19 protein-coding genes and 1 pseudogene are annotated in these 22,311 nt (G+C 71.5%); 15 read left to right on the top strand and 5 right to left on the bottom strand.

The features are described from left to right. The first annotated feature begins 15 nt into the window (after positions 1-15). From ACZ63J_RS20515 to ACZ63J_RS20525, 3 genes are read left to right on the top strand one after another with little or no spacing between them, the layout of a single operon-like run. Positions 16-1,440, top strand: a complete 1,425-nt coding sequence (locus ACZ63J_RS20515) for an extracellular solute-binding protein (protein ID WP_465439556.1) — start codon at positions 16-18, stop codon at positions 1,438-1,440. After that, positions 1,437-3,446: an ABC transporter permease gene (locus ACZ63J_RS20520; RefSeq protein ID WP_465408509.1), complete on the top strand. Its 2,010-nt coding sequence runs from the start codon at positions 1,437-1,439 to the stop codon at positions 3,444-3,446. Before ACZ63J_RS20515 ends, ACZ63J_RS20520 begins: the two co-directional genes overlap by 4 nt. Beyond that, complete coding sequence (locus tag ACZ63J_RS20525; RefSeq protein ID WP_465408511.1) at positions 3,443-4,693, top strand: mandelate racemase/muconate lactonizing enzyme family protein; 1,251 nt, start codon at positions 3,443-3,445, stop codon at positions 4,691-4,693. The genes ACZ63J_RS20520 and ACZ63J_RS20525 overlap by 4 nt, the downstream gene beginning before the upstream one ends. Positions 4,694-4,801: 108 nt before the next feature. Here the strand turns inward: ACZ63J_RS20525 and ACZ63J_RS20530 are convergent, their stop codons facing one another. Next, positions 4,802-5,542, bottom strand: a complete 741-nt coding sequence (locus ACZ63J_RS20530; protein WP_465408513.1) for a ribonuclease activity regulator RraA — start codon at positions 5,540-5,542, stop codon at positions 4,802-4,804. Between the two features lie 163 nt (positions 5,543-5,705). On the opposite strand from ACZ63J_RS20530, the gene ACZ63J_RS20535 reads away from it, so the two are divergent. The 9 genes from ACZ63J_RS20535 to ACZ63J_RS20575 all read left to right on the top strand — a co-directional run bounded on the left by ACZ63J_RS20535 (position 5,706) and on the right by ACZ63J_RS20575 (position 16,752). Next, positions 5,706-8,837, top strand: a complete 3,132-nt coding sequence (locus tag ACZ63J_RS20535) for a family 78 glycoside hydrolase catalytic domain (protein WP_465408515.1) — start codon at positions 5,706-5,708, stop codon at positions 8,835-8,837. A gap of 98 nt (positions 8,838-8,935) precedes the next feature. Then, entirely contained in the window at positions 8,936-10,255 is a 1,320-nt protein-coding gene (locus tag ACZ63J_RS20540; RefSeq protein ID WP_465408517.1) for an MSMEG_0569 family flavin-dependent oxidoreductase, read from the top strand. Further along, the gene (locus tag ACZ63J_RS20545; RefSeq protein WP_465408519.1) at positions 10,252-11,088 is read left to right on the top strand and encodes an amidohydrolase family protein; all 837 of its coding nucleotides are present in this window, start codon (positions 10,252-10,254) and stop codon (positions 11,086-11,088) included. Before ACZ63J_RS20540 ends, ACZ63J_RS20545 begins: the two co-directional genes overlap by 4 nt. A gap of 4 nt (positions 11,089-11,092) precedes the next feature. Then, positions 11,093-11,605 carry an MSMEG_0572/Sll0783 family nitrogen starvation response protein gene (locus tag ACZ63J_RS20550; protein ID WP_285484086.1) on the top strand — a complete coding sequence of 171 codons (513 nt, stop codon included), beginning with the start codon at positions 11,093-11,095 and terminating at the stop codon, positions 11,603-11,605. 9 nt (positions 11,606-11,614) lie between these two features. Further along, complete coding sequence (locus ACZ63J_RS20555) at positions 11,615-12,685, top strand: MSMEG_0568 family radical SAM protein (RefSeq protein WP_465408521.1); 1,071 nt, start codon at positions 11,615-11,617, stop codon at positions 12,683-12,685. A gap of 1 nt (position 12,686) precedes the next feature. Continuing rightward, a complete protein-coding gene (locus tag ACZ63J_RS20560; RefSeq protein ID WP_465408523.1) occupies positions 12,687-14,057 on the top strand; it encodes an MSMEG_0567/sll0787 family protein in 1,371 nt (456 codons plus the stop codon). Beyond that, positions 14,054-14,884, top strand: a complete 831-nt coding sequence (locus ACZ63J_RS20565; RefSeq protein ID WP_465408525.1) for a carbon-nitrogen hydrolase family protein — start codon at positions 14,054-14,056, stop codon at positions 14,882-14,884. Before ACZ63J_RS20560 ends, ACZ63J_RS20565 begins: the two co-directional genes overlap by 4 nt. Then, positions 14,885-15,715: a carbon-nitrogen hydrolase family protein gene (locus tag ACZ63J_RS20570; protein ID WP_465311359.1), complete on the top strand. Its 831-nt coding sequence runs from the start codon at positions 14,885-14,887 to the stop codon at positions 15,713-15,715. After that, complete coding sequence (locus ACZ63J_RS20575; RefSeq protein WP_465408527.1) at positions 15,715-16,752, top strand: MSMEG_0565 family glycosyltransferase; 1,038 nt, start codon at positions 15,715-15,717, stop codon at positions 16,750-16,752. The genes ACZ63J_RS20570 and ACZ63J_RS20575 overlap by 1 nt, the downstream gene beginning before the upstream one ends. 13 nt (positions 16,753-16,765) lie before the next feature. Here ACZ63J_RS20575 and ACZ63J_RS20580 read toward each other — a convergent pair whose 3' ends face one another. Then, on the bottom strand, positions 16,766-16,951 hold the full coding sequence (locus ACZ63J_RS20580; protein WP_465408529.1) for a hypothetical protein: 186 nt from the start codon (positions 16,949-16,951) through the stop codon (positions 16,766-16,768). Positions 16,952-17,152: 201 nt separating this feature from the next. Between ACZ63J_RS20580 and ACZ63J_RS20585 the strand changes: the two genes are divergently transcribed. The 3 genes from ACZ63J_RS20585 to ACZ63J_RS20595 are packed head-to-tail and all read left to right on the top strand — an operon-like array spanning position 17,153 to position 20,232. Further along, the gene (locus tag ACZ63J_RS20585) at positions 17,153-17,491 is read left to right on the top strand and encodes a PadR family transcriptional regulator (RefSeq protein WP_465408531.1); all 339 of its coding nucleotides are present in this window, start codon (positions 17,153-17,155) and stop codon (positions 17,489-17,491) included. Beyond that, positions 17,488-18,441, top strand: a complete 954-nt coding sequence (locus tag ACZ63J_RS20590) for a hypothetical protein (protein ID WP_465408533.1) — start codon at positions 17,488-17,490, stop codon at positions 18,439-18,441. Before ACZ63J_RS20585 ends, ACZ63J_RS20590 begins: the two co-directional genes overlap by 4 nt. 33 nt (positions 18,442-18,474) lie before the next feature. Further along, positions 18,475-20,232, top strand: a complete 1,758-nt coding sequence (locus ACZ63J_RS20595) for an arabinofuranosyltransferase AftB family protein (RefSeq protein ID WP_465408535.1) — start codon at positions 18,475-18,477, stop codon at positions 20,230-20,232. A gap of 75 nt (positions 20,233-20,307) precedes the next feature. On the opposite strand, the pseudogene ACZ63J_RS20600 reads toward ACZ63J_RS20595, so the two are convergent. The 3 genes and pseudogenes from ACZ63J_RS20600 to ACZ63J_RS20610 form a co-directional block, all read right to left on the bottom strand. Next, positions 20,308-20,781, bottom strand: a pseudogene (locus ACZ63J_RS20600) (FAD-dependent monooxygenase); the annotation flags it as partial. 163 nt (positions 20,782-20,944) lie between these two features. Continuing rightward, the gene (locus ACZ63J_RS20605) at positions 20,945-21,376 is read right to left on the bottom strand and encodes a DUF6640 family protein (protein WP_465408537.1); all 432 of its coding nucleotides are present in this window, start codon (positions 21,374-21,376) and stop codon (positions 20,945-20,947) included. A 23-nt stretch (positions 21,377-21,399) separates the two neighbouring features. Continuing rightward, positions 21,400-22,236: an NAD(P)H-binding protein gene (locus tag ACZ63J_RS20610; protein ID WP_465408539.1), complete on the bottom strand. Its 837-nt coding sequence runs from the start codon at positions 22,234-22,236 to the stop codon at positions 21,400-21,402. Positions 22,237-22,311: the final 75 nt, after the last annotated feature.

Below are 22,311 nucleotides of genomic sequence, written 5' to 3' on the forward strand. Positions count from 1 at the left end.
GTACGAGGAGTTGTCATGGAACAGAAAACGGACCTCTCAAGGCGCACCTTCCTCGGGGTGAGCGCGCTGGGCGTGCTCGGCCTCGCCGGGTGCGGAGGTGATCCCGCCCCCGCGCCGCAGGTCGACGTCCAGGTGCCGAAGGCGCTGCTCGACCAGGCGGCGTCGCTGCGCGGCGGGTCGGTGGGGATGCTCTCGCAGAAGCTGTATTCGGAAGCCGCCAACAAGGCGCTGGACAAGTCGCTGCAGGTGTTCGCGCAGGCCACCGGCACCACGATCCGCAACGACCTGGTCTCCGGCGACGCCGGGGACATGGTCGCGAAGATGGACGCCGAGGTGAAGGCGGGCACCAACCGCGATCTGGCCTTCATGAGCGACCGGCGGTTCGTCGGCCAGCTCCACAACCTCGGCGCCCTGACCGACGTCACCGACGTGGTCACCGAGATGAAAGCGCTTTACGGCGAGCCCGCGACGGAGGCGACCAACTACTGCGTGTTCGACGGCCGCTGGTTCGCGATCCCGTACCACTTCATCGCGACCGGGATGTACCTGCGCAAGGACTGGTACCAGGAAAAGGGTCTCCCGCTGAAGCCCTACTACTCTTGGGAAGAGCTGCGCGACAACGCGTTGGCGGTTTCCGACCCGGCGAAGCGGCGCTTCGGCTGGGGGCTCACGGTGAACCGGTCCGGGGACGCCAACGGGTTCATCCAGAACGTCATCAACACCTACGGCGGGGCGATCGCGGACAACACGGGCACCAAGGTCGTGTTCAACTCGCCGGAGACCGTCGAAGCCGTCACGTTCATCGGCGACATCTACACGAACCCGAAGTACCAGCCGATGCTGCCACCCGGGATCGGCAGCTGGACCGACTCGAGCAACAACGAGAACTGGCTGGCCCAGATCCTCGGGCTCACGCTCAACCAGTTCAGCGTCTACGCCGATTCGAAGACCAAGAAGAACCCGGTGTACGCCAACACCCACCCGTTCAACGGCGCGACGGGACCGGCGCTCGACCGGCCGCTCGCGTACGGCGAGTCGAATTCGTTCGTCGTGTTCAAGGGAGCGAAGAACCCCAGCCTCGCCAAGCTCGTCGCGAAGTTCATGGCCGGCGGGAGCGCGCTGCTCGGCGTCGCGAAGGAGGCACCGTGCCTGGTGAATCCCTCGTGGGACAAGGTGTGGGACTCCGACCCGTACTACACCACCGGTGACCCGGCCTTCGCCGCGCTGCGGGAGCAGACCCGCGTGCCGCTCCCGGTGAAGACCAAGACCGGCTACGCCTTCCCGCAGCCCCCGAGCCCGGGCGAGCAGGCCGCCATCGCCGCCTACCTGCTGACCGACATGATGCAGTCGGTCATCCAGGGCACCCGGCCCGCCGACGCCGTGGCCGCGACCCACACGCGGATCGTCCAGATCTTCGAGCAGCAGGGCTATCGGCAGTGACGCTCCTGCGGCCACGCCCGGCGCCGGCCCGTCCGGCGCCGGGCGGATCGTCTTCGCTGACGCCGACCCAGCGGCGGCTCGGGCGCGACTGGCGCCTCGCCGCGGTGTTCATCGGGCCGACGCTGGTGCTGGTCGCCGGCCTGATCCTGGTCCCGATCATCGGCTCGATCTTCACCAGCGCGACCGAACGCCACGGCGAGGCGACGGTCTTCGTCGGGCTGGACAACTACACCGCCCTCATCGGCGACACGCTGTTCCACCACGGCGTGCTCAACTCGTTCGTCTTCACCGCCTACGCCGAGATCTTCAAGGTGACGTTCGGGCTCATCGCGGCGTTGATGCTGCACCACATGCGCCGCGGCCGGGCGGTCCTCGCCGGGGTGATCCTGCTGCCGTGGGTGATCCCGACGGTGGTCACGGCCTTCACCTGGCGGTCGCTGCTCGACCCGATCTTCGGCAGCGTCAACGTCCTGCTCACCGACTCCGGGATCGGGCCCGGCCTCGCCGCGGTCGGGCTCGTCGACAAGTGGCCCGCGGAGTGGCTGTCCGATCCCGCGCTCGCGATGCCGGCGGTCATCCTGGTCAACGTCTGGAAGGGCATCCCGTTCTTCACGGTGACGTTCCTGGCCGGGCTCAAGGCCATCGACAGCGGTCTCCACGAGGCGGCGATGGTGGACGGCGCGTCGCCGTGGCAGCGTTTTGTGCACATCACGCTGCCGGGGCTGCGGCCGGTCATGATCGTGACGGTGCTGCTGTCGTCGATCTGGACGTTCAACAACTTCGACCTGATCTGGCTGATGACCCAGGGCGGGCCGGGGGATGCCACCGCGCCGTACGTGATGGTGGCCTATTCCAAGGCCATCCAGCAGCTGCAGCTGGGCGCGGGCGCCGCGGTCACGCTGGTGATGCTGCCGATCATCGCCGTCCTCGTGGTGATCCTCGTGCGGATGATGCGGCGCAGCGACCAGCCGGGCGCGGCCGATCTGGGACGTCGGCGGCTGAGTCCCGCCCAGCGCCGGGCGCTGCCGTGGGTGATCGTCGTGGGCTCGGTGCTCGTGCTGGTCTGGGCGTCACCGCACATCGTCTGGAAGGCCGCGGTGGTGCTGGGTGTGTTCGTGGTGCTCGCGGCCGCCGTCGGCCGGGCCGTCTCCGCGCTCGCGTCGAGGGGAAACCGGCTGGCCGCGCGTGTGGTCGGCGGCACCGGCTCGGGGGTCGCGCTCGTGGCGCTGCTGGCGTTCGTGCTCGCGCCGCTCTACTGGATGACGGTCACGGCCTTCAAGTCCGACGACCAGATCGTCGCGCGCACCGACGACCTCTGGCCGACGCCGTGGAGCACCGAGCAGTTCACGAACCTGTTCGAGGGCCGGGCGTTCGGCACCTGGTACGTCAACACGATCCTGGTGTCGGTGGCGTCCACGGTGATCGCCCTGGTCTGCGCGGCGCTGGCCGGTTACGCCCTGGCGCGGCTGAAGTTCCGGGGTTCGGAAAGCTTCACGGTGACGATCCTGCTCACCTATGTGATGCCGGGCGCGCTGTTGTTCATCCCGCTGTACCAGCTGATGAGCGGGATCGGGCTCAACGACTCGCTGTGGTCACTGGTGCTCGCCTACCCGACGTTCACCCTGCCGTTCGCGACGTGGCTGCTCGTCGGGTACTTCAAGTCGATCCCGGCCGACCTCGAGGAGGCCGCGCTGGTCGACGGCTGCACGCGGTTCGGGGCGTTCCGGCGGATCGTGCTGCCGCTGGCCAAACCGGGCCTGCTCGCGGTCGCGCTGTTCACGCTCACCAACGCGTGGAACGAGTTCCTGTTCGCCTTCGTGTTCATCACCAAGGACGAGTACAAGACGCTGCCGGTCGGCATGCAGTCGATGATCTTCGGCGACGTCGTGCCGCAGGGACAGCTGGCCGCGGCGTCGCTGCTGGTCAGCATCCCGGTGGTGCTCATGTACGGCTTCGGGCAGCGGTTCCTCACCGAGGGCCTCACTGCGGGAGCGGTGAAGGGATGAGCGAGGAGCACGTCGCGACGGCGTCCCGGTCGAGCAAGCTGCGCATCACCGACCTGCGGGTGGCGAACCTGGCCGGGGTGCCGTTCCGCTCGTCGATCATCCGGATCGACACCAACCAGGGGCTTGTCGGCTACGGGGAGGTGCGCGACGGGGCCAGCGCCACCTACGCGCTGATGCTCAAGAGCAGGCTCGTGGGCGAGAATCCCGGCAACCTGGACAAGATCTTCCGCAAGATCAAGCAGTTCGGGTTCCACGGCCGGCAGGGCGGCGGGGTTTCGGGCGTCGAGATGGCGTTGATGGACCTGGCCGGAAAGGCGTACGGCGTGCCCGCGTACGCGCTGATCGGCGGCCGGTTCCGGGACGAGATCCGGTGTTATGCGGACACGCCGTCGCTGCCGGACCCGCACACGATGGGCCTCCGGCTGCTGGAACGCAAGCAGCGCGGGTTCACGATGTTGAAGATGGACGTGGGTGTCGACCTGCTGTGGGACGTCCCGGGGGCGCTGATCGCGCCGCCGGGCGCCCGCTCGGACGTGACGACGATGCATCCGTTCACCGGAATCCAGGTCACCGTCAAGGGTGTCGACCACCTGGTGTCCTATGTGGACATCGTCCGGTCGGTGGTCGGTTACGACATCGCGCTCGCCGTCGACCACTTCGGCCACATCGCGCTCGACTCCGCCATCCGGATCGGCCGGGCGCTGGAGCCGTTCACACTGGCGTGGATCGAGGACCTGATCCCGTGGCAGCTGACCGACCAGTGGCGGCAGCTCACCGAGGCCGTCGCCGTCCCGACGTGCACGGGGGAGGACATCTACCTCCTGGACGGCTTCCGGCCGCTGCTGGACGCCGGTGCTGTCCGGGTCGTGCACCCCGATCCGGCGACGGCGGGCGGGATCGCGGAGACCAAGCGCATCGGCGACTACGCGCAGGAGCGCGGGATCGCGATGGCACTGCACCTGGCGGCGTCACCGATCGCGACGATGGCGTGTGTGCATCTGGCTGCCGCGACGGAGAACTTCCTTGCACTGGAACACCACGCGGCTGATGTGGAGTTCTGGGGCGACCTCGTCACCGGGCCGGTGATCCAGGACGGTTACATCGCGGTGCCGGACACGCCTGGGTTGGGATTCGGGGATGTCAACGAGGAGCTGCTGCGCCGCCACTTGGATCCGCGCGATCCGGTGTTCTTCGCCGAGACGACGCACTGGGACAAGGAGTCGAGCCACGACCGGTTGTGGAGTTAGGCGCGGCTCAGCGGTATTCTTGCTGACGGCGGCAATCCCGATGCCGCACAGACGGGCGATCGGGTGCCGGACATCGGGAGTTTCCGTCACCCGCGCCCGTACCAGGCTCTAGGCGCGGCCCTGTTCGGCCCGCCACCGTTCGTACTCGGGCCGGGCCTCGTCGGACAGCGGGTAGTACCGCCGCAGGTCGCCGCCCTCCGCCAGGCGGATGCGGGAGAACTCCTCCCACTCCGCGTGTTCCTGGGCGTGGGCCACCAGGGCCGGGGCGAGCTTGACCGGCACCACGACCGCCCCGTCGTCGTCGGCGACCACGATGTCGCCCGGCTCGACGAGCGTGCCGCCGCACGCCACCGGGACGTTGACAGCGGCCGGGACGATGCCGGTCTGCGTGTGGAAGTTCGGGGTGGCGCCGCGGATCCACAGCCCGAGGCCGAGCTTCTTGGCCTCGCCGGTGTCGCGCAGGCAGCCGTCGACCACCACGCCGGCGCCGCCGCGGCCCTTGAAGTAAGTCAGCATCATCTCGCCGAACACGCCGCTGTTCATGTCGCCGCGTGCGTCGACGACGATCATGTCGCCGGGCTGCGCGTGGTACATGACGTGCCGGTGCAGCTGCTTTTCCGGTTCCTCGTATTCCTCGACGGGGTAGAGGTCTTCCCGTTTCGGCAGGAACTGCAGGGTCAGCGCCGGACCGGCCACACGCACGCCGGGCGTCACCGAAACCGGGCCGCTGATGAACGCGCTGCGGATGCCCATCCGGCTGAGCTCGCCGCTGGCCGTCGCGCTGCCGATGGCCGCGAGCGCCGCGCTGAGCTCGGCGGGCGGGCGAACGATGTTGTGCGTTTCGACCACGTCGACAGCTCCCTCGGATCCGCGATGACCGTGGAGAATCCCCGGTTCGAGCCTACCCGGTCCGGTGATCACCGCGGATTCTGTCTCGTGGACAACCTGGGAGAGACGGAGGTGCGCTGCTAGAATTCTTGAAACGTTTCAAGAGGCTGTGGATGGAGCGTTCATGTCCGGTCACCGGCTCGTCGTTGTTCTCCTTTCCACGGTGCTGGCCGTGGTGTTCGCGGCCTCACCCGGCAGCGCGACGGGGCGTGATTCGGCGCAGGCCTTCGACTTGCGGGTGGACAACGTCGTCAATCCGCTGGCAGCGAGCACCGCGCCGAAGCTGAGCTGGAAGCTGCGCCCCGGCGACCGGCAGACGGCGTACCGGATCCTCGTCGCCAGCAGTCCCCGGCTGCTGGCCGAGAACCGGGCCGACGTCTGGGACAGCGGCAAGGTCGCCGGCGCCGATTCGGTCGCGGTGCCCTACCGCGGACCCGCGGCGGGGAAGCGGAACTACTGGACCGTCCAAGTGTGGGGTGCCCGCGGGGGCGCCCCGGCGAAGGCCGACACGGCGTGGTGGGAGACCGGACCCGACTGGGCGGGCGCCGAGTGGATCACGCCGGACACCGGCGGCGCCTACGCGTGGCAGGACTTCACCCTGGACGTCGACTTCACGATCAAGGCCGCGGCCGCGAGCGTCGTCTTCCGCGCCACCGGCTCCGACGACTTCCTGATGTGGCAGGTGAACGCCGCCACCACCCCGGGCAAGGTGCTGCTGCGGCCGCACGAGAAGAGCCACGGCTCGTTCGCGCTGCTCGGGGAGACCGACCTGAGCCCGGTCCTCACCCCGCAGAACGCCGGCGCGCCGCACCACCTGCGGATCGAAGCCCGGGGAAGCACCGTCGTCACGGTGCTCGACGGGACCGAAGTGGACTCCCGCACGGTCGACGCGGTGCGCGCGGGCACCATCGGGTTCCGCACGTCGGTCAGCCAGGGCACCCCCGAGGCAGCCGCCTACGACAACCTCGCCGTGCACGGTCTCGACGGCACACCGCTGTTCTCCGACGACTTCTCGGCCACGCCGGACGCCCGGTTCCCCGGCACCACGGTCACCGACGGGCAGCTCGAGCCGCAGGGCGACCCGCTCCTGCTCGCCCAGTCGCCGGACGCGCCGTTGCTGCGCCACGAGTTCGTCCTGGACAAGAAGGTCGCCTCGGCGCGGGCGTACGTCTACGGCCTCGGCTTCTACGAACTGCACCTCAACGGCGGCAAGGTCGGCGACCAGGTACTGGCCCCGGCGAGCACACCGTACGACCGGCGAAACCTCTATGACTCCTTCGACGTCACCAACCAGGTCCACATCGGACACAACGCCGCGGGACTGTGGCTGGGCAACGGGTACGGACCGCGGTTCAGCCAGTACGGGTTCCGCTGGACCGGGCCGAAACAGGGGATCGTCGCGCTGGTCGTCACCTTCGCCGACGGCACCAGCCGGACCATCACCACCGATGACTCCTGGCGGTGGTCGGACGGCCCGGTGACGGCCAACGACCTCTACGCCGGGGAGAGCTACGACGCCCGCCTCGCCCAAGACGGCTGGGACCGGCCCGGCTTCGACGACGCGGCCTGGCACCCGGTGCGCCCGGCCGCCGCGCCCAGCACGACGCTGACCGCCACCACCGCGCCGCCGATCCGCGTGGTGCAGACCCTGCGGCCGGTGGCGGTGAAGCAGCCGCGTCCGGGGGTGTACGTCTACGACTTCGGGCAGAACTTCGCGGGCTGGGCGCAGCTGCGTGTCGCCGGGCCGGCCGGGACGACCGTGCGGCTGCGCACCGCCGAGGAGCTCAACGCCGACGGCACGCTCGACACCACCACCAACCGCAACGCCGCGTCGACCGACTCCTACACCCTCGGACCGGCGCGCGGGGTCCAGGTCTACGAGCCGCGGTTCACCTACCACGGCTTCCGCTACCTGGAGCTCACCGGCTACCCGGGCCAGCCGGACCTCGGCAGTGTCGCGGGCCGGGTCGTGCACGCCGACGTCGCCGCGACCGGGCACGTCGAGACGTCCGATCCGCTGCTGAACACGATCTGGGCGAACAACCGGCGCGCGGTGCTGAACAACTCGATGAGCCTGCCGACCGACAACCCCGTGCGCGACGAGCGGACCCCGCCGGGCATGGACGTGCAGGCCTACCACGACGCGTCCGTCCTCGACTTCGGCATGGCCGGCTTCTACGGCGAGTACCTGCTCGACCTGCCGCCCGGCACGGCGCTGCCGAGCGACGCGGGCAACGCGCAGCTGCCGGACATGGGCGGCGGCTCGGTCGACCTGGCCTGGTCGCTCTACGAGCAGTACGGCGACCTCGGCCGGCTCGCCGCGGCCTACCCGGCGATGAAGGCGTTCGTCGACACCAACGCCACCGCCTACCCCGGCCGCATCTGGCCGGACGACCGCGGCTTCGGCGACTGGTGCCCGCCCGACCGCGGCCCGAACGCCAACGGGGGACAGGGGAACCCGTCGGCGGGCGACTGCTTCAGCGAGCGGTCCGTCGTCAACACGGCGTTGTCGTTCCGGCAGGCCGAGGACGTCGCGAAGGCCGCGCGGGCCCTGGGGAACACCGCCGACGCGGCGCACTTCACCGAGCTGGCGACGTCGATCGCGGACGCGTTCAACGCCCGCTTCCTCGACGCCTCGGGCACCATCTACGGCGACGGCCGGCAGACGACCAGCATCCTCCCGCTGGCGTTCGGGATGGTGCCGCCGGACAAGGTGGCCGGGGTGGGCGCGAAGCTCGCCGACACGATCCTGACGAAGAACGGCGGGCACCTCGACACCGGGATCTTCGGCACCCGGTACCTGCCCGAAGCGCTGGCGAAGGCCGGCCGGATCGACGTCGCCCTGACGGTGCTGCGGCAGCGGACCTACCCGGGCTTCGGGTACGAGATCGGCCGCGGCGCGACCACGCCGTGGGAGCAGTGGACCTACGAGTCCGGCATGGAGACCCACGACCACGCGATGTTCGCCGGGATCAACGCCGCCTTCTACACGCAGTTCGCCGGTATCACGCCGGCGGCCCCGGGGTACGCGTCGATCACGATCGCCCCGCAGGTACCGCCCGGCCTCGGCCACGTCGCGGCGTCGATCAACACGGTCCGCGGGGTGGTGGCGTCGGAGTGGACGCAGACCGGCTGCCGGTTCGACCTCACCGTGACTGTGCCCGGCAACTCGACCGCCACGGTCACCCTGCCGACGGGGACGCGGACCCAGGTCGGTTCGGGGGTGTCGAAGTTCAGCGCCCGCCACGGATGTTAAGCGGCACCGGGGAAAGTTGTCACGCGGCGGCGCTCCGGTAACACGCCGATGTTCCGGAGGAAACCGTCCGGAAATGGTTTGCCGGTGCACTGATCGGCATGAACCTCCAGCTCGACGGCCTGCACCGGCCGGTGATCGTGGTCGGCGGCGGCCAGGCGGGACTCTCGATGTCCCACTGCCTGACCTCCGCCGGGGTCGGGCACCTCGTGCTCGAACGCGAGCGCGCGGGGCACGAATGGCGGACCCGCCGCTGGGACAGTTTCTGCCTGGTCACCCCGAACTGGCAATGCCGGCTGCCCGGTTTTCCCTACGCGGGTGACGATCCGGACGGGTTCATGGTCCGGGACGAGATCGTCGCCTACCTCGAGTCGTACGTGAAGGACTTCGACGTCCCGCTGCACGAGGGTGTCGAAGCCACGCGGCTGCGGCAGCTGCCCGGCGGCGGGTTCCGGCTCACGACGTCGGCCGGCGAGCTGACCGCCGACCACGTCGTGCTGGCCACCGGCCCGTACCAGGTGCCGCTCAAGCCGCGGCTGGCCGAACGGCTGCCCGAGCACGTCGTCCAGCTGCACTCGGCCGAATACCGGAACCCCTCGCAGCTTCCCGACGGGGACGTCCTGGTCGTCGGCACCGGGCAGTCCGGCTGCCAGATCGCCGAGGACCTGCACCTCGCCGGCCGCCGGGTGCACCTCGCCGTCGGGTCGGCGCCGCGGGTCGCCCGGCGCTATCGCGGGCGGGACGTCGTGGCGTGGCTGGACGACATGGGGTACTACGGCCGGGGAATCGACGAGTTCGCCGACGCGGACGCCGTGCGGTTCCGGGCCAACCACTACGTCACCGGCCGCGACGGCGGCCACGACATCGACCTGCGTGCGTTCGCCGCCCAGGGCATGCAGCTCTACGGCCGGTTGTCCGGCATCCGCAACGGTCGGCTGGAGTTCGCCGACGACCTGCGCCGCAACCTCGACGCCGCGGACGCCGTCTCCGAAGGCATCAAGGACTCGATCGACGGGTTCATCACCCAGCGGGGGATTCCCGCGCCCCGGGAGGAGCGGTACAGGCCGGTCTGGGAACCCGTCGACGGCCCGCGCGGTCTCGCCGCGGAAGCGCTCTCCGCGGTCGTCTGGAGCACCGGCTTCGGTCGCGACCACCGCTGGATCGACGTCCCGGTCTTCGACGGCAAGGGGTATCCGACGCACCACCGCGGGGTCACGAGCTGCCCCGGCCTGTACTTCCTCGGCCTGCCGTGGCAGCACACCTGGGGCTCGGGCCGGTTCTGCGGTGTGGCCGCGGACGCCGAGTACCTGGCCCGGCGGATCACCGGCGGCGGCCGGGGTGACGTCCGATGGCTCTCCGGCACGCCGGTGAGCACGTACCCGGCCGACGACGACTGGGTCGCACCGAGGACGGTCGCATGAAGTGGACGAACGACGCCCACCGCCACCTGGGCGTCCTCCCGGCGTTCCCGTTCTACGGCGGCCCGCCGGTCGCGCCCGCGATCGGGAGCCGCGCGACGATCGGCGAGCTCCTGTCCGATTTGGACCGCGAGGGCACCGAACGTGCTTTGGTGATCCCGAACTACGGCGTCCCGGATCCGGCGATCGCCTTCTCCTTCAACGAGCTCTGTGTCGAGGCGGCGGGCAAGGACGACCGGATCAGCGCCGCGCTGTGGGTGTCGCCGCGAGCCGAAGACGCCGAGCGCACCGACGACGCGCTGAAGCTGGTGGGCGAGTCAGGCGTCCGGGCGTTGAAGCTCAGCTTCCTCTTGGGCGGCAAGGCATCCGACCCCGCGTGCAAGCCGCAGCTCGACAAGATCTTCGCCACGGCAAGGGAACACGACCTCGTCGTGCACGTCCACACCTCGCCGGGCGCGGCGTCGGACGTCGACGAGGTCGGCAAGCTCGTCGACGCCTACGCCGACGACGTCAAGCTGCACCTCGTCCACTTCGGCGGCGGCATGAGCGGGCACATCAAGCTCGTCGGTGGCCGCTTCTTCGACTGGATCGCTGCCGGGAAGCAGGTCTACACGGACCTGTCCTGGGCGATCGGTTTCACGCCCCGCTGGCTCGTCGAGGAGATCTCACGCCGGGGCCTCGGCCACGACCGCGTGCTGTTCGCCTCCGACGAACCGTGGGGCGATCACGAGGGTGAACTCGCCAAGCTGGCCGCCGCGGCCGGCGACGGTGAGCTCGCCGACCTGGTTTTCCGCGGCACGTTTGACGTGCTGTACGGACCGAAGAAAGGGAAATAGACCGATGGCAGAGCTGACCGACACCGAAAAGACCAGCCTCGACGAGATCCCGCACCCGTCGCTGCCGCAGGGGTCCAACCTGTACGGCGGGACCAAGGTCTTCCCGGACTACCAGGCCGAACCCGGCCAGAGCTACTTCACGCTCGTGCACGGCATCGCGCACGAGTCGTCGGTGAGCTTCGTCGCGATCCTGCAGGCGACGCGCGCGCTGCGGAAGGGCTTCGAAGCCGCGATCTACTTCTACGGCCCGGGTTCGCTGAACTGCCTGGCCACGCGCGGCTTCCCGACCACCGGCAACGCCGCGTTCCCGGGTGAGCTGAACATCAACGACCAGCTCAAGACGTTCATCAGCGAGGGCGGCAAGGCCTACTGCTGCCGCTTCGGGCTGTCGCTGCACGGCGCGCGCGAGGAGGACCTCATCGAGGGCGTCATCCCGACGCACCCGCTGGACGTCCAGGACGCGCTGATCCACTACGCGCGCAAGGGCGCGATCATCAACTCCACCTACATGTTCTAGGAGCGGTCCGTGCGCGTTGGCATCGAAGAGGATTTGGAGACCCGCGCCGACATCGCCGTCCGCGGGGTGCGCGTGGACGCACCTGTGCAGCGCAGCAAGGGCGCGGGGCCGAGCGACGACGGCCACCTGGTGGTCGACGGTGCCAACGCCACGCTGCCGCTGAACCCCGACAGCCCCTACGAGGTCCGCGACGGCCGGATCCACCGCGGCCGGGTCGACCTCGGCCTGAGCGTCGCGCCGGTCGGCCGGCCGCGGTTCTACGATCTGTCCACTTCAGACGGTGTGCCGTACCGGAAGATCGCCCTGCTCCACGGACAGGACGTCCTCGCGACCACCGTCGTCCAGACGTGCATCCGGTACACCGAGGACCAGCGCTGCCGGTTCTGCACCATCGAGGAGTCGCTGCGGGCGGGGTCCACCGTGGCCGCGAAGACCCCGCAGCAGCTCGCGGAGGTCGCCGAAGCGGCGGTGCGGCTCGACGGCGTCCGGCAGATGGTGATGACGACCGGCACGACGTCCGGGCCCGACCGCGGCGCCCGGCACCTCGTGCGCTGCGTCCGCGCGGTGCTCGACGCCGTGCCGGGCCTGCCGATCCAGGTGCAGATCGAGCCGCCGGGCGACCTCGGCGTCCTTCAGGAGCTGCGGGACGCCGGGGCGACGTCGATCGGCATTCACGTCGAGTCCCTGGACGACGACGTCCGGCGGCGCTGGATGCCGGGCAAGTCGACCGTGCCGATGGCGGAGTACGAAGCCGCGTGGGCGGAGGCGGTCCGGGTGTTCGGCCGCAACCGCGTCTCGACGTACCTGCTGATCGGCCTCGGCGAGGACCCGGACTCCCTTGTGGACGGTGCCGGGCGGCTGATCGACATAGGCGTTTATCCCTTTGCCGTGCCGATGCGGCCGATGGTCGGCACGCTGGCCCGGCGGGACGGGGCGACCGCGCCGTCACCCGCGCTGGTCGCCGACGTCACCGGCCGGATCGCCGCGCTGCTGCGGGCGGCCGGGATGACCGGCGCCGACCAGGGCGCGGGCTGTGCCGCGTGCGGCGCGTGCGGCCTGCTCAGCGCGGCGGGAGGCTGACGTGGACCACGACATTCTCGCGTTGCTGGGTGACGTCCGCAGTGTCGCGGCGCGCCCGGCGTTCGGCATCGGCGAAGCCGACCACAGTGGACTGACCGCCTATCGCACCTTGCGGCACGAAGCTTTTGTGGCCCGGCAAGGACTTTTCGCCGGGCACGACTTGGACGACCACGACACCGACCCGCGCACCCTGGTCCTGGTAGCGAGGGACACGGCAGGCGAAGTGCTCGGCGGTGTCCGGCTCGGCCCGGCGACCGACGGCCCGGACCTCGGCTGGTGGAAGGGCGGCCGCCTGGTCGTCGCGCCCGGGTCACCACCGGGGATCGGCTCGGCCCTGGTCCGCGCGGCCTGCGCACGAGCCGAGGCCGAAGGCGCGCTGCGGTTCGAAGCAACCGTGCAGACCCGCACCGAAAAGCTGTTCACCCGGCTCGGCTGGCAGCGCGTCCGGCCGGTGACCGTCGCGGGCCACGACCACGTGCTCATGCGGTGGCCGATCGGCCGGATCGCCGCGCTGGCCCGCTCGACCAAGGCCGCGCTCGGCCCGCTGTTGCAGGGAATGACCGGCGTACCCGGCTTTGTCGGCGACGACGGCGTCCCGCTGCCCGGCACCGACGTCGTCGCGGCCTGCGACGCGATCATCCCGTCCATGGTCGAGCGCGACCCGGAGTGGGCGGGCTGGTGCTCGGTCCTGGTCAACCTCAACGACCTGGCCGCGATGGGCGCCACCCCGACCGGCCTGCTCGACACGCTGGGTGCGCGAGACGCGTCGTTCGCCGCGCGAGTCCTGAGTGGACTGCGCAAAGCGAGCGAGGCGTACGGCGTCCCGGTACTCGGCGGCCACACCCAGTTCGGCGTCCCGGCTTCGCTGTCGGTGACGGCGTTGGGGCGCACCGAAGACCCGGTGCCCGGCGGCGGTGGCCAGCCGGGTGAGCGCGTCTGGCTCACCGCCGACCTCTGCGGCGGCTGGCGGCCCGGCTACACCGGACGGCAATGGGACTCGACTAGCTTCCGCCGCACACCCGAGCTGCGCGCCCTGCTCGGCTCGGTCGCCGCGGCGCGACCGAGCGCGGCCAAGGACGTCTCGATGGCCGGGATCGCGGGCACCCTCGGCATGCTCGCCGAGGCGTCCGGCTGCGGCGCGGTGCTGGACGTCGGCGAGGTGCCACGGCCGCGCGAAGCGTCCACAGGGGACTGGCTGACCTGCTTCCCGGGGTTCGCGATGCTCACGGCCGGAGCGCCCGCACCCGCGGGCCCGGCGGTGACCGCGGACTGCGGCGAGCTGGTCGCGGGCGCCGGCGTCACGCTGCGCTGGCCCGACGGCGAACGGACGCCCGCCATCGACGGCGGCGTCACCGGATTGGGGAACTCATGACCACACTCAGGATGGCCGCGGCCGCCGCGCCGTTCGACCGCGACCTCGAAGGCGACTTCGCGCGCATCGAGAAGCTCGTCGGCGAGGCGAAAGCCGAGGGCGTGCGGCTGCTGGCCCTGCCCGAGGCGGCGCTCGGCGGTTACCTCGCCAACCTCGACGGCGGCGCCGAGGGCCCGCCCGCGCTGGCCGTGGACGGCCCGGAGATCAAGCGGCTGGCGGCCCTCGCCGGTGACCTCGTCCTCACGGCGGGGTACTGCGAACTCGCCGGCGGCCGCCGCTACAACTCCGCGGTCTGCGTCACCGGCGACGGTGTCCTCGGCAACCACCGCAAGGTCCACCAGCCCCTGGCCGAAAACGCCAGCTACGGGGCCGGGCGCGGGTTCGCCGCCTTCGACACGCCGGTCGGGCGCCTCGGCATGATGATCTGCTACGACAAGGCCTTCCCCGAGTCGGCGCGGGCACTGGCCCTCGACGGCGCCGAGATCGTCGTCTGCCTGAGCGCGTGGCCGGGCAGCCGGACCAACGCGGCTCCCGACCTGGCCCAGGACCGCTGGAAGCGGCGGTTCGACCTCTTCGACCGGGCGCGGGCGCTGGAGAACCAGATCGTCTGGCTCTCGGCCAACCAGTCCGGCGCCTTCGGCGACCTCCGGTTCGTCGCGAGCGCCAAGGTCGTCGACCCCGGCGGCGAGATCGTCGCCGACACCGGCGTCACGGAAGGACTGGCCGTCGCCGAGCTCGACGTCCAGGCGGCGCTCGCGACCGCGCGGCGGTCGATGGGGCACCTGGCGGACAGACGGCCCGACGCCTACCCGGTTAGTGTCCCGTGAATGGGGCAGATCCGCATCGCCGCCGTGGCCGCGCACTTCGGCCGCGACCTCGACTTCGACCTGCAGCGCATCGCGACGCTGATCGACCACGCGCGCTCGTCGGGCGCCGCGCTGCTGGTGCTGCCGGACGCGGCCCTCGGCGGGTACCTCGCCGACCTGCGCCACCCGGACCCGGACGCCCTGCCCCCGGCACTCGACCCCGGCTGCGCGGAGCTGAAGACGATCGCCGCGCTCGCCGCGGAGATGGTCGTCTGCGTGGGCTACTGCGAGGCGGACGGGCCGCGTCGTTACAACTCCGCGGTCTGCGTCACCGGCGACGGTGTGCTCGGCCGGCACCGCAAGGTGCACCAGCCGCCGGGGGAGAGCGTCGCCTACGAGCCGGGTGACGCCTTCGCCGCGTTCGACACGCCGGTCGGGCGGCTGGGCATGCTGATCGACTACGACAAGACGTTCCCCGAGTCGGCGCGCACGCTGGCGGTCGACGGCGCGGAGGTGCTCGCCTGCCTCAGCGCGTGGCCGACCAGCATCACCAACCGCGCGCCGCGGATGGCGCAGGACCGCCAGTCGCGCCTGTTCGACCTCTACGACCAGGCTCGCGCGGCGGAGAACCAGGTGGTCCTCGTCTCGTCCAACCAGACCGGCGCGATGGGCGGGATGCGGTTCCTCGGCCAGGCCAAGGTGGTCGGGCCCGGCGGTGACATCCTCGCCCGCACCTGGTCGAAGGCCGGCATCGCGGTCGCCGAACTGGACGTCGGCCAGGAGATCGCGAACGCCCGGCGTGTGCTGCACCACCTGGGGGAACGCAAACCGTCGGTGTACCGGGAGGCTTGATGCGCATCGCCCTGCTGAGCTACTCCACCAAGCCGCGCGGGGGAGTGGTGCACACGCTCGCACTGGCCGAGGCGCTGGCGGAGCTCGGCGAAGACGTCACCGTGTGGACGCTCGGCCGCGGCGGCGACGCCGGGTTCTTCCGGCCGGTCGACCCGCGGGTGCGGCTGGCGATCGTCCCGTTCCCGGACGTCGCGGGGGAGTCCGTCGGCGCGCGGATCCTGCGCTCGATCGCGGTGCTGCGGTCCGCGTTCACCCCGGCCGACTACGACGTCGTCCACGCGCAGGACTGCATCAGCGCCAACGCCGTCGACGCGTGCGTGCGGACGATCCACCACCTCGACACCTTCACGACCCCGGAGCTGGCGGCCTGCCACGAACGCGCCATCGTCCGGCCGTACGCGCACGTCTGCGTTTCGGCCTCGGTCGCGGCGGAGGTCCGGGCCGGCTGGGGCATCGAGGCGACGGTGATCCCCAACGGCGTCGACTACGACCGCTTCGCCACCGCGGCCCGGTCACCGGAACGCGGGCGGTACGTGCTGGCGGTGGGCGGGATCGAGCCGCGCAAGGGGTCGCTGGACCTGCTGGAGGCGTACGCGCTGCTGGCCGAGCCGGACCTCCGCCTGCTGATCGCGGGAGGCGAGACGCTGTTCGACTACCGCGAGTACCGGACGCGCTGGGAGAAACGCGCGGCCGAGCTGGGCGTCGCGCCGGTCGTGCTGGGCCCGGTCGCCCACGACGAGCTGCCGTCGCTGACGGCTTCGGCGGCGGTGTTCGCCTTTCCCTCCACCAAGGAGGGTTTCGGGCTGGCCGCGATGGAGGCCCTGGCCGCCGGGGTGCCGGTGGTGACCCGCGACCTGCCCGTGCTGCGCGAGGTCTTCGGCGGCGCGGCCCGGTTCGCGGCCGACCCGCCCGGCTTCGCCCGGGAGCTGCGAGCCGCCCTCGACGACACCGACCCCGCGCCCGGGCGCGCGCTGGCCCGCCGCTACACGTGGGTTGCGGCCGCCGAAGCCCACCGGGACTTCTACCGCGCGTTGTGATCGGTTCCCGCGATCAGCCGTCGATCAGGTCCCGGCAGCCGGCGGCCGTGAACGCGGCCTTGATCTTCGGGTCGACCTGGGCCAGACCCTGAAGGTCGGCGGTGCTGATGTCGTCCGCGGCGGGCACGCCGGTGCGCGGGAGCCGGTCCGCGCCGTCGCGGGCACCGGTCAGGTTCTTCACCACGGGGGAGTAGTCCACCTCCAGCTCCTGCCGGGCGGCGACCGCGTGATGGCGCGGCGGAAGACGTGGCAGCGGGGTTCGACGTGGCGGGTCCGGCCGGATCTTCAGTATGACCTCGCCGAAGCGCCCGCGCCCACCGTCGGAAATTTCCGAAGATCGAAGCAACGTCGCCCGCTATATATCGTCTTCTGATATATGTGGACCATGGCGGAGCGAAGCATGTCCGAGCAGACGTTCCTGGTGCTGATCGCGCTCGCGGACGAGCCGCGGCACGGCTACGGGGTTGTCCAGCGGGTGGAAGAGCTGTCCGAGGGACGGGTGCGGCTGCGGGTCGGCACCCTCTACGGCGTGCTGGACCGGCTGGTCGCCGACGGCTGGGCCGAGCACGACCGGGAGGAGGTCCACCAGGGCAGGCTCCGGCGCTACTACCGGCTGACCGGCGCGGGCAGCACGGCACTGGCCGAGCAGACCCGGCGGCTGGCCGCGAACGTCGACATCGCGAGCACCGTGCTGCGAGCCCGCGGCCAGTGGCCCGGCGCGGCGGAGGTGCGCGCGTGAGCGACCCCGGGACGCACTACCGCGCGCTGGTCCGGGTGCTCCCGGCGTGGTACCGCGCCGAACGCGGCGACGAGATCGTCGGCACCCTGCTCGACCTGCACGGTGCGCGAGCCCGGGCGGCACTGCGGACCGAACTGTGGGCGCTGCTGGCGCTGGGTGTGCACACGCGGCTCGCGGGCCGGGCGGCACCCGCCCGCACGCTCGCGCTCGGCGACCTGGCGCGGGTGGGTGTGCTGCTCGGCCTGCTCTGGGGCGTGCTCAGATCCGCGTCCCACGCCGGCGACAGACTCTGGATGATGATCGCGTGGCGGGGCGGAGACCTGCCACCGTTCGTCTACACCTCACTGAGGTCCGCGCTGGTCAGGGACCTCGTCCTGCTGGCGGCGGCCCTGGTCCCGCTCGTGCTGCTGGTGGACGGCTGGCGCCGCGCGGCGCGGGTCGCCGCGGGGGCGGTGCTGGCCGCCGGGGCGCTCTGGGGGTTGACCAGGTACTCCCTCGAGCTCTTCCCGGACCTGGTCGTGCACTACGCCCCGCAGTGGCTTCCGCTGGTGCTGCTGCCACTGGCCTTCCACGCCGCCGCCCCGCTGCCGCCCGCGCGGCCGTGGTGGTGGGCCGTCGGCGGAAGCCTGGTCTTCGCCGTGACGGCGGGGTACGTCTTCGCGAGCGACCTCAGCGGCCTCGCCGGGCTGTCCCCGCTCGTCTGGCTGTGCACGATCGCGGGTGCCGGATTCCTGCTGCTGCGGCGCCGCATCGGGCGCCGCGCTGCGCCGTGGGCGGTGGCGCTGGCCCTGTGCATCGCGCTGGCCGTGGCGCAGCTGCTGGTGGTGAAGCGCGGGATCGTCGTTTTCGACGGGCTCGTGGTCGTCCAGATCGGCCTGGCCGGGCTGGTGGTGGCGGCCCTGACCGTCGCCGGAATCCTCGACTACCGCCGCACCGTCGCGCCTCGCTGATTCTTCTCCGTCAAGAAAAGGGTTTTCTTTCTCATGGACACCATTCCCGTCGCGCCCTCGCGCGCCCTTTTGCCCTCGCTCGAGGCGCCGTCGTCGCGGGCGAGAACCCGCTGGAACGGCCTGCTCGCACCGGCCGCCGCGGTGCTCATCGCGGTGCTGGGCTACCTGACTCGCTGGATCTGCGACGACGCGCTGATCTTCACCCGGATCGTCGAGCAGATCCTGGCCGGGAACGGCCCGGTCTATTCCGCGGGAGAACGCGCGGAACCGTCCACGAGTGCGCTCTGGCAATGGCTGCTCGCCCTCGCCGGGTTCGTCTCCGGGCACACCGACACGTCGGCGATCTCCTGGGTGCTCGGGCTGACGCTGACGGCGGCCGGCTTCGCTCTCGCGGTGGCCGCGACCCGGCGGTTGCACGACCGGCCCGGAACCTGGCTGCTGCCCGCCGGCGTGCTCGTCCTGCTCGCGGTGAACCCGGTCTGGCAGTACGCGACTTCGGGCCTGGAGACCGGGCTCAACACCTTCTGGATGGCGGCGTGCTGGTGGCTTCTGGTGCGGCTGCGGGGAACCACGTCGGCCCGGGCGATCGCCGGCGCGGCGGCGGTCATCGGGCTCGGCCCGCTCGTCCGGCCGGAACAGGCGCTGGTCGCCGCGGTCTTCCTGATCGCGCTGTGGCTGCTGGTGCGACCGGGACCCCGGGTGACACTCGCGGCGGCCTCGGCGGCGGCCGCACTGCCGCTGGGCTACGAGATCTTCCGCGTGGGTTACTACGGCGTCCTCGTCCCGATGCCCGCGATCACGAAGAACGCCGACGCGTCGAGGTGGGCCGCCGGGTTCGCCTACGTCACCGACTTCGCCGGCCCGTACCTGCTGTGGATCCCGCTGGTGCCGGTGACGGTGGGGCTCGCGTGGCTCCTGCGGCGGTCGCGCGCGGACCGGACCGGCCTGCTGGTGACGCTGACCCCGGTGGTGGCGGGCCTGCTGCTGCTGGGGTACGTGCTGAAGGTCGGCGGCGACTACATGCACGCGCGCATGCTGCTGCCGTCGCTGTTCCTCGTGCTGCTGCCGGTACTGGTGCTCCCGCGGTCGCGGACCACGGGCGTGCTCGCGCTGGTCGTCGCGGTGTGGGCGCCGCTGTGCGCCGGGGCGGCCCGCTACCGGGAGGCGCCGGCGGCGGTGCACTCGATCGACGACGAGCGCGCCTACTACCAGGCGTGGACCGGCCGCGAGCACCCGACGGAGTCGGCGGACTTCACGCCGCGACAGCGGAACCTGCGGGACGCGGTGGACTCCGGCGGCCGGGTGCTGGTCTACCAGGGACCGCGCGGCGAGATCGTCACGGCCCCGTTGCGCGCGGACGCGCCGGGCCGGGCGGCGGTGGTCGGCGTGTACCTCGGCACGGTCGGCGTCCTGGCGCCCGTCGACGTCGGGATCGTCGACTTCTGGGGGCTGAGCAACCCGATCGGCGCCCGGTTCGCCTTCCCGGACGGCAAGCCCGGGCATGCGAAACCGCTGGGCAACGCGTGGCTCCTCGCGGACTACGCGGAGCCGGAGGCACCGGTCTCACCCGCGGGCAACTTCGCCGTCCAAGGGGAGGTCACGCCGGAACAGGTGGCGGCCGCCCGGCACGCACTCGCCTGCGGTGACCTCGCGGAGATCCAGCGGTCGACGCGGGAACCGCTGACGTTCACCCGGTTCTGGACCAACCTGACCGGCGTGTGGCACCGGACCGGGGTCACCGTCCCGCCGGATCCCTTCGAAGCGGAGCGAAAGTTCTGCGGACGGCCGTGAACCGGAGATGATCCCCGCCGGCAAGGGAAACCGGTGACCTCGTTCGCCGCATCCCCCGGACGGGCACGGCGCCGGTCAGGTGGTGACGAAGGCGGTGCCGGTGAGCTGCTCGGAGACCTGCCAGACGAACACCGTGCGCAGTCCGTGGTCGGTGCCCGCGATCCGGATCATCGCCGCCCGCAGCTTTTCCCGGTTCACCGGCACGTCCCGGCGGGCCCGGACCTGGGCCGGCGCCGGCGCGGTCGACGCCGAAGACCCGGTACCGCCCGCCCGGGAGCGGCAGCACGGTGAGGGTGCCGCGATCGGCGGCCCAGAAGTGCGGCTCGGCCGGGGGACGGCGGAGTTCGACGTCGCCGACGAACCGCACAACGTCGGGCCGGTGCCGGGAAAGCCGACGCCCAGCTCACGGCGCACCGTGCTCCGGGCCCCGTCGGCGCCGACCGCGAACCGGGACACGACGGTCCGCTCCCGGCCCGCGTGCCGCACCACCAGCCGGACCTCGCCGGCGTCCTGGGCGAGCCGGCGCAGCTCGGTCCCGCGGCGGACCGGAACCCCCCCCGCCCGGCGAGGTGGCCGGCCAGAATCCGTTCGGTGCCGGCCTGCGGGATCATCAGCACGGGCAGCAGGCCGAAGTGCGTCGCGGGCAGCTTCGTCCCGGCGGCCACCATCAGGTCGGTGACACTGCCGGCCCCGACGACGCTCACCTCGGCGGTCACGAGCCGAGCCGGCGGCGTTCGAGGGCGTAGGACAGCGCGTTGACGAGCAACGCGGTGCCGGCCACGACCGTCTGGGGACCGCGCCACCGCGGCGGCGCCGTCCGTCCGGTGCCTGGCCGGGCCCGGTCGAACAGCGCCGTGCCCGGGTACAGCGTGGCGGAAAGCTGCGTCACCCAGTAGACCGACGCGGCCGCCGTGGTGACCTGCAGGCGTTCCTTCGTCCAGGCGCCGCGCCGGCCCCACAGCAGGTACGTCGCCGTGGCGCCCAGGACGGCGCCCGTGCTCATCGTCTGTGCATTGTGGAACTTCGCGTGGGGCGGCCAGTCCGGGTTGTGGATGTGGGTTTCGTTCCAGTCGAAGCGGTACGACCCGCACGCCGACCAGACCGAGCTGAGCGTGAGCAGGACCTTGCCGACACTGACGTCCATGGTCTTTTCCTCCGTCAAGGGAATCAGGCGAACGAAGCCGCGTGCTCGGCCGCCCACCGGGCGAACGGCAGCGGTTCGCGGCCCAGCACGCGTCGTGCGGTGGTGGTGGCCGGGGACTCGCCGGCGGCCGAGCCGACGATGAAGTTGATGATCGATTGTGCGACCTCGGGTGTTTCGAACCGCTCGAAGTGCTGCTGTGCCTGGGAAACCGAGAGTTCTTCGACCCGGACGGGCCGCCCGGTGGCTTCGGCGAGCAGTTCGACCTGACGCCGTTGGGACAGCAGTTCGCCGCCGGTCAGCAGCTCCGAGACGCCGTCCGTGCCGGGATCGAGCAGCGCCGTGACCGCGACGGCCGCGATGTCGCGTTCGTGGATCGGCGCGGTCGCGGCTTCCGGGTGCAGCAGCCGGACCACTCCCTCCGTGCGGACGGAGTGCGCCCAGTTGAGCGCGTTGTTCGCCAGCACCAGAGGCCGGACCGGCGTCCACGGCACGCCGGAGTCCGCGAGGATCCGCTCCACCTCCCGGTGGTGCTCGGTGATCACGTTCCCACGGGTACCGGGGAGCAGCACGCTGCCCGAGGACATGAGCACGACGTGCTCGACCCCGGCGTCACGCGCCGCCCCGGCGAAGGCCGCGGTGCCCGTCGCGGTGGCGTACAGGAACACCCGGCGCACGCCGGCCAACGCGGCCTTCAGCGTTTCCGGGGCGGCGAGGTCGGCCGCGACCACCGGAACGTCCGGCGGCAGCCCGGCTTTCGCCGGGTCGCGCACCGAAGCGCGCACGGCCTCGCCCACGGCCGTCAGCCCGGCCAGGACATGGCGGCCGACTCCGCCCCGGGCCCCGATCACCAGCGTCGTCACGGTTTTCCTCCTTGTTCGGCTTCTTCACCGAGCATGTCCGACCGGCGCGATGCGGGACCATTCAGAACCCGGAAG

It is taken from the genome of Amycolatopsis sp. NPDC104863, assembly GCF_055582965.1.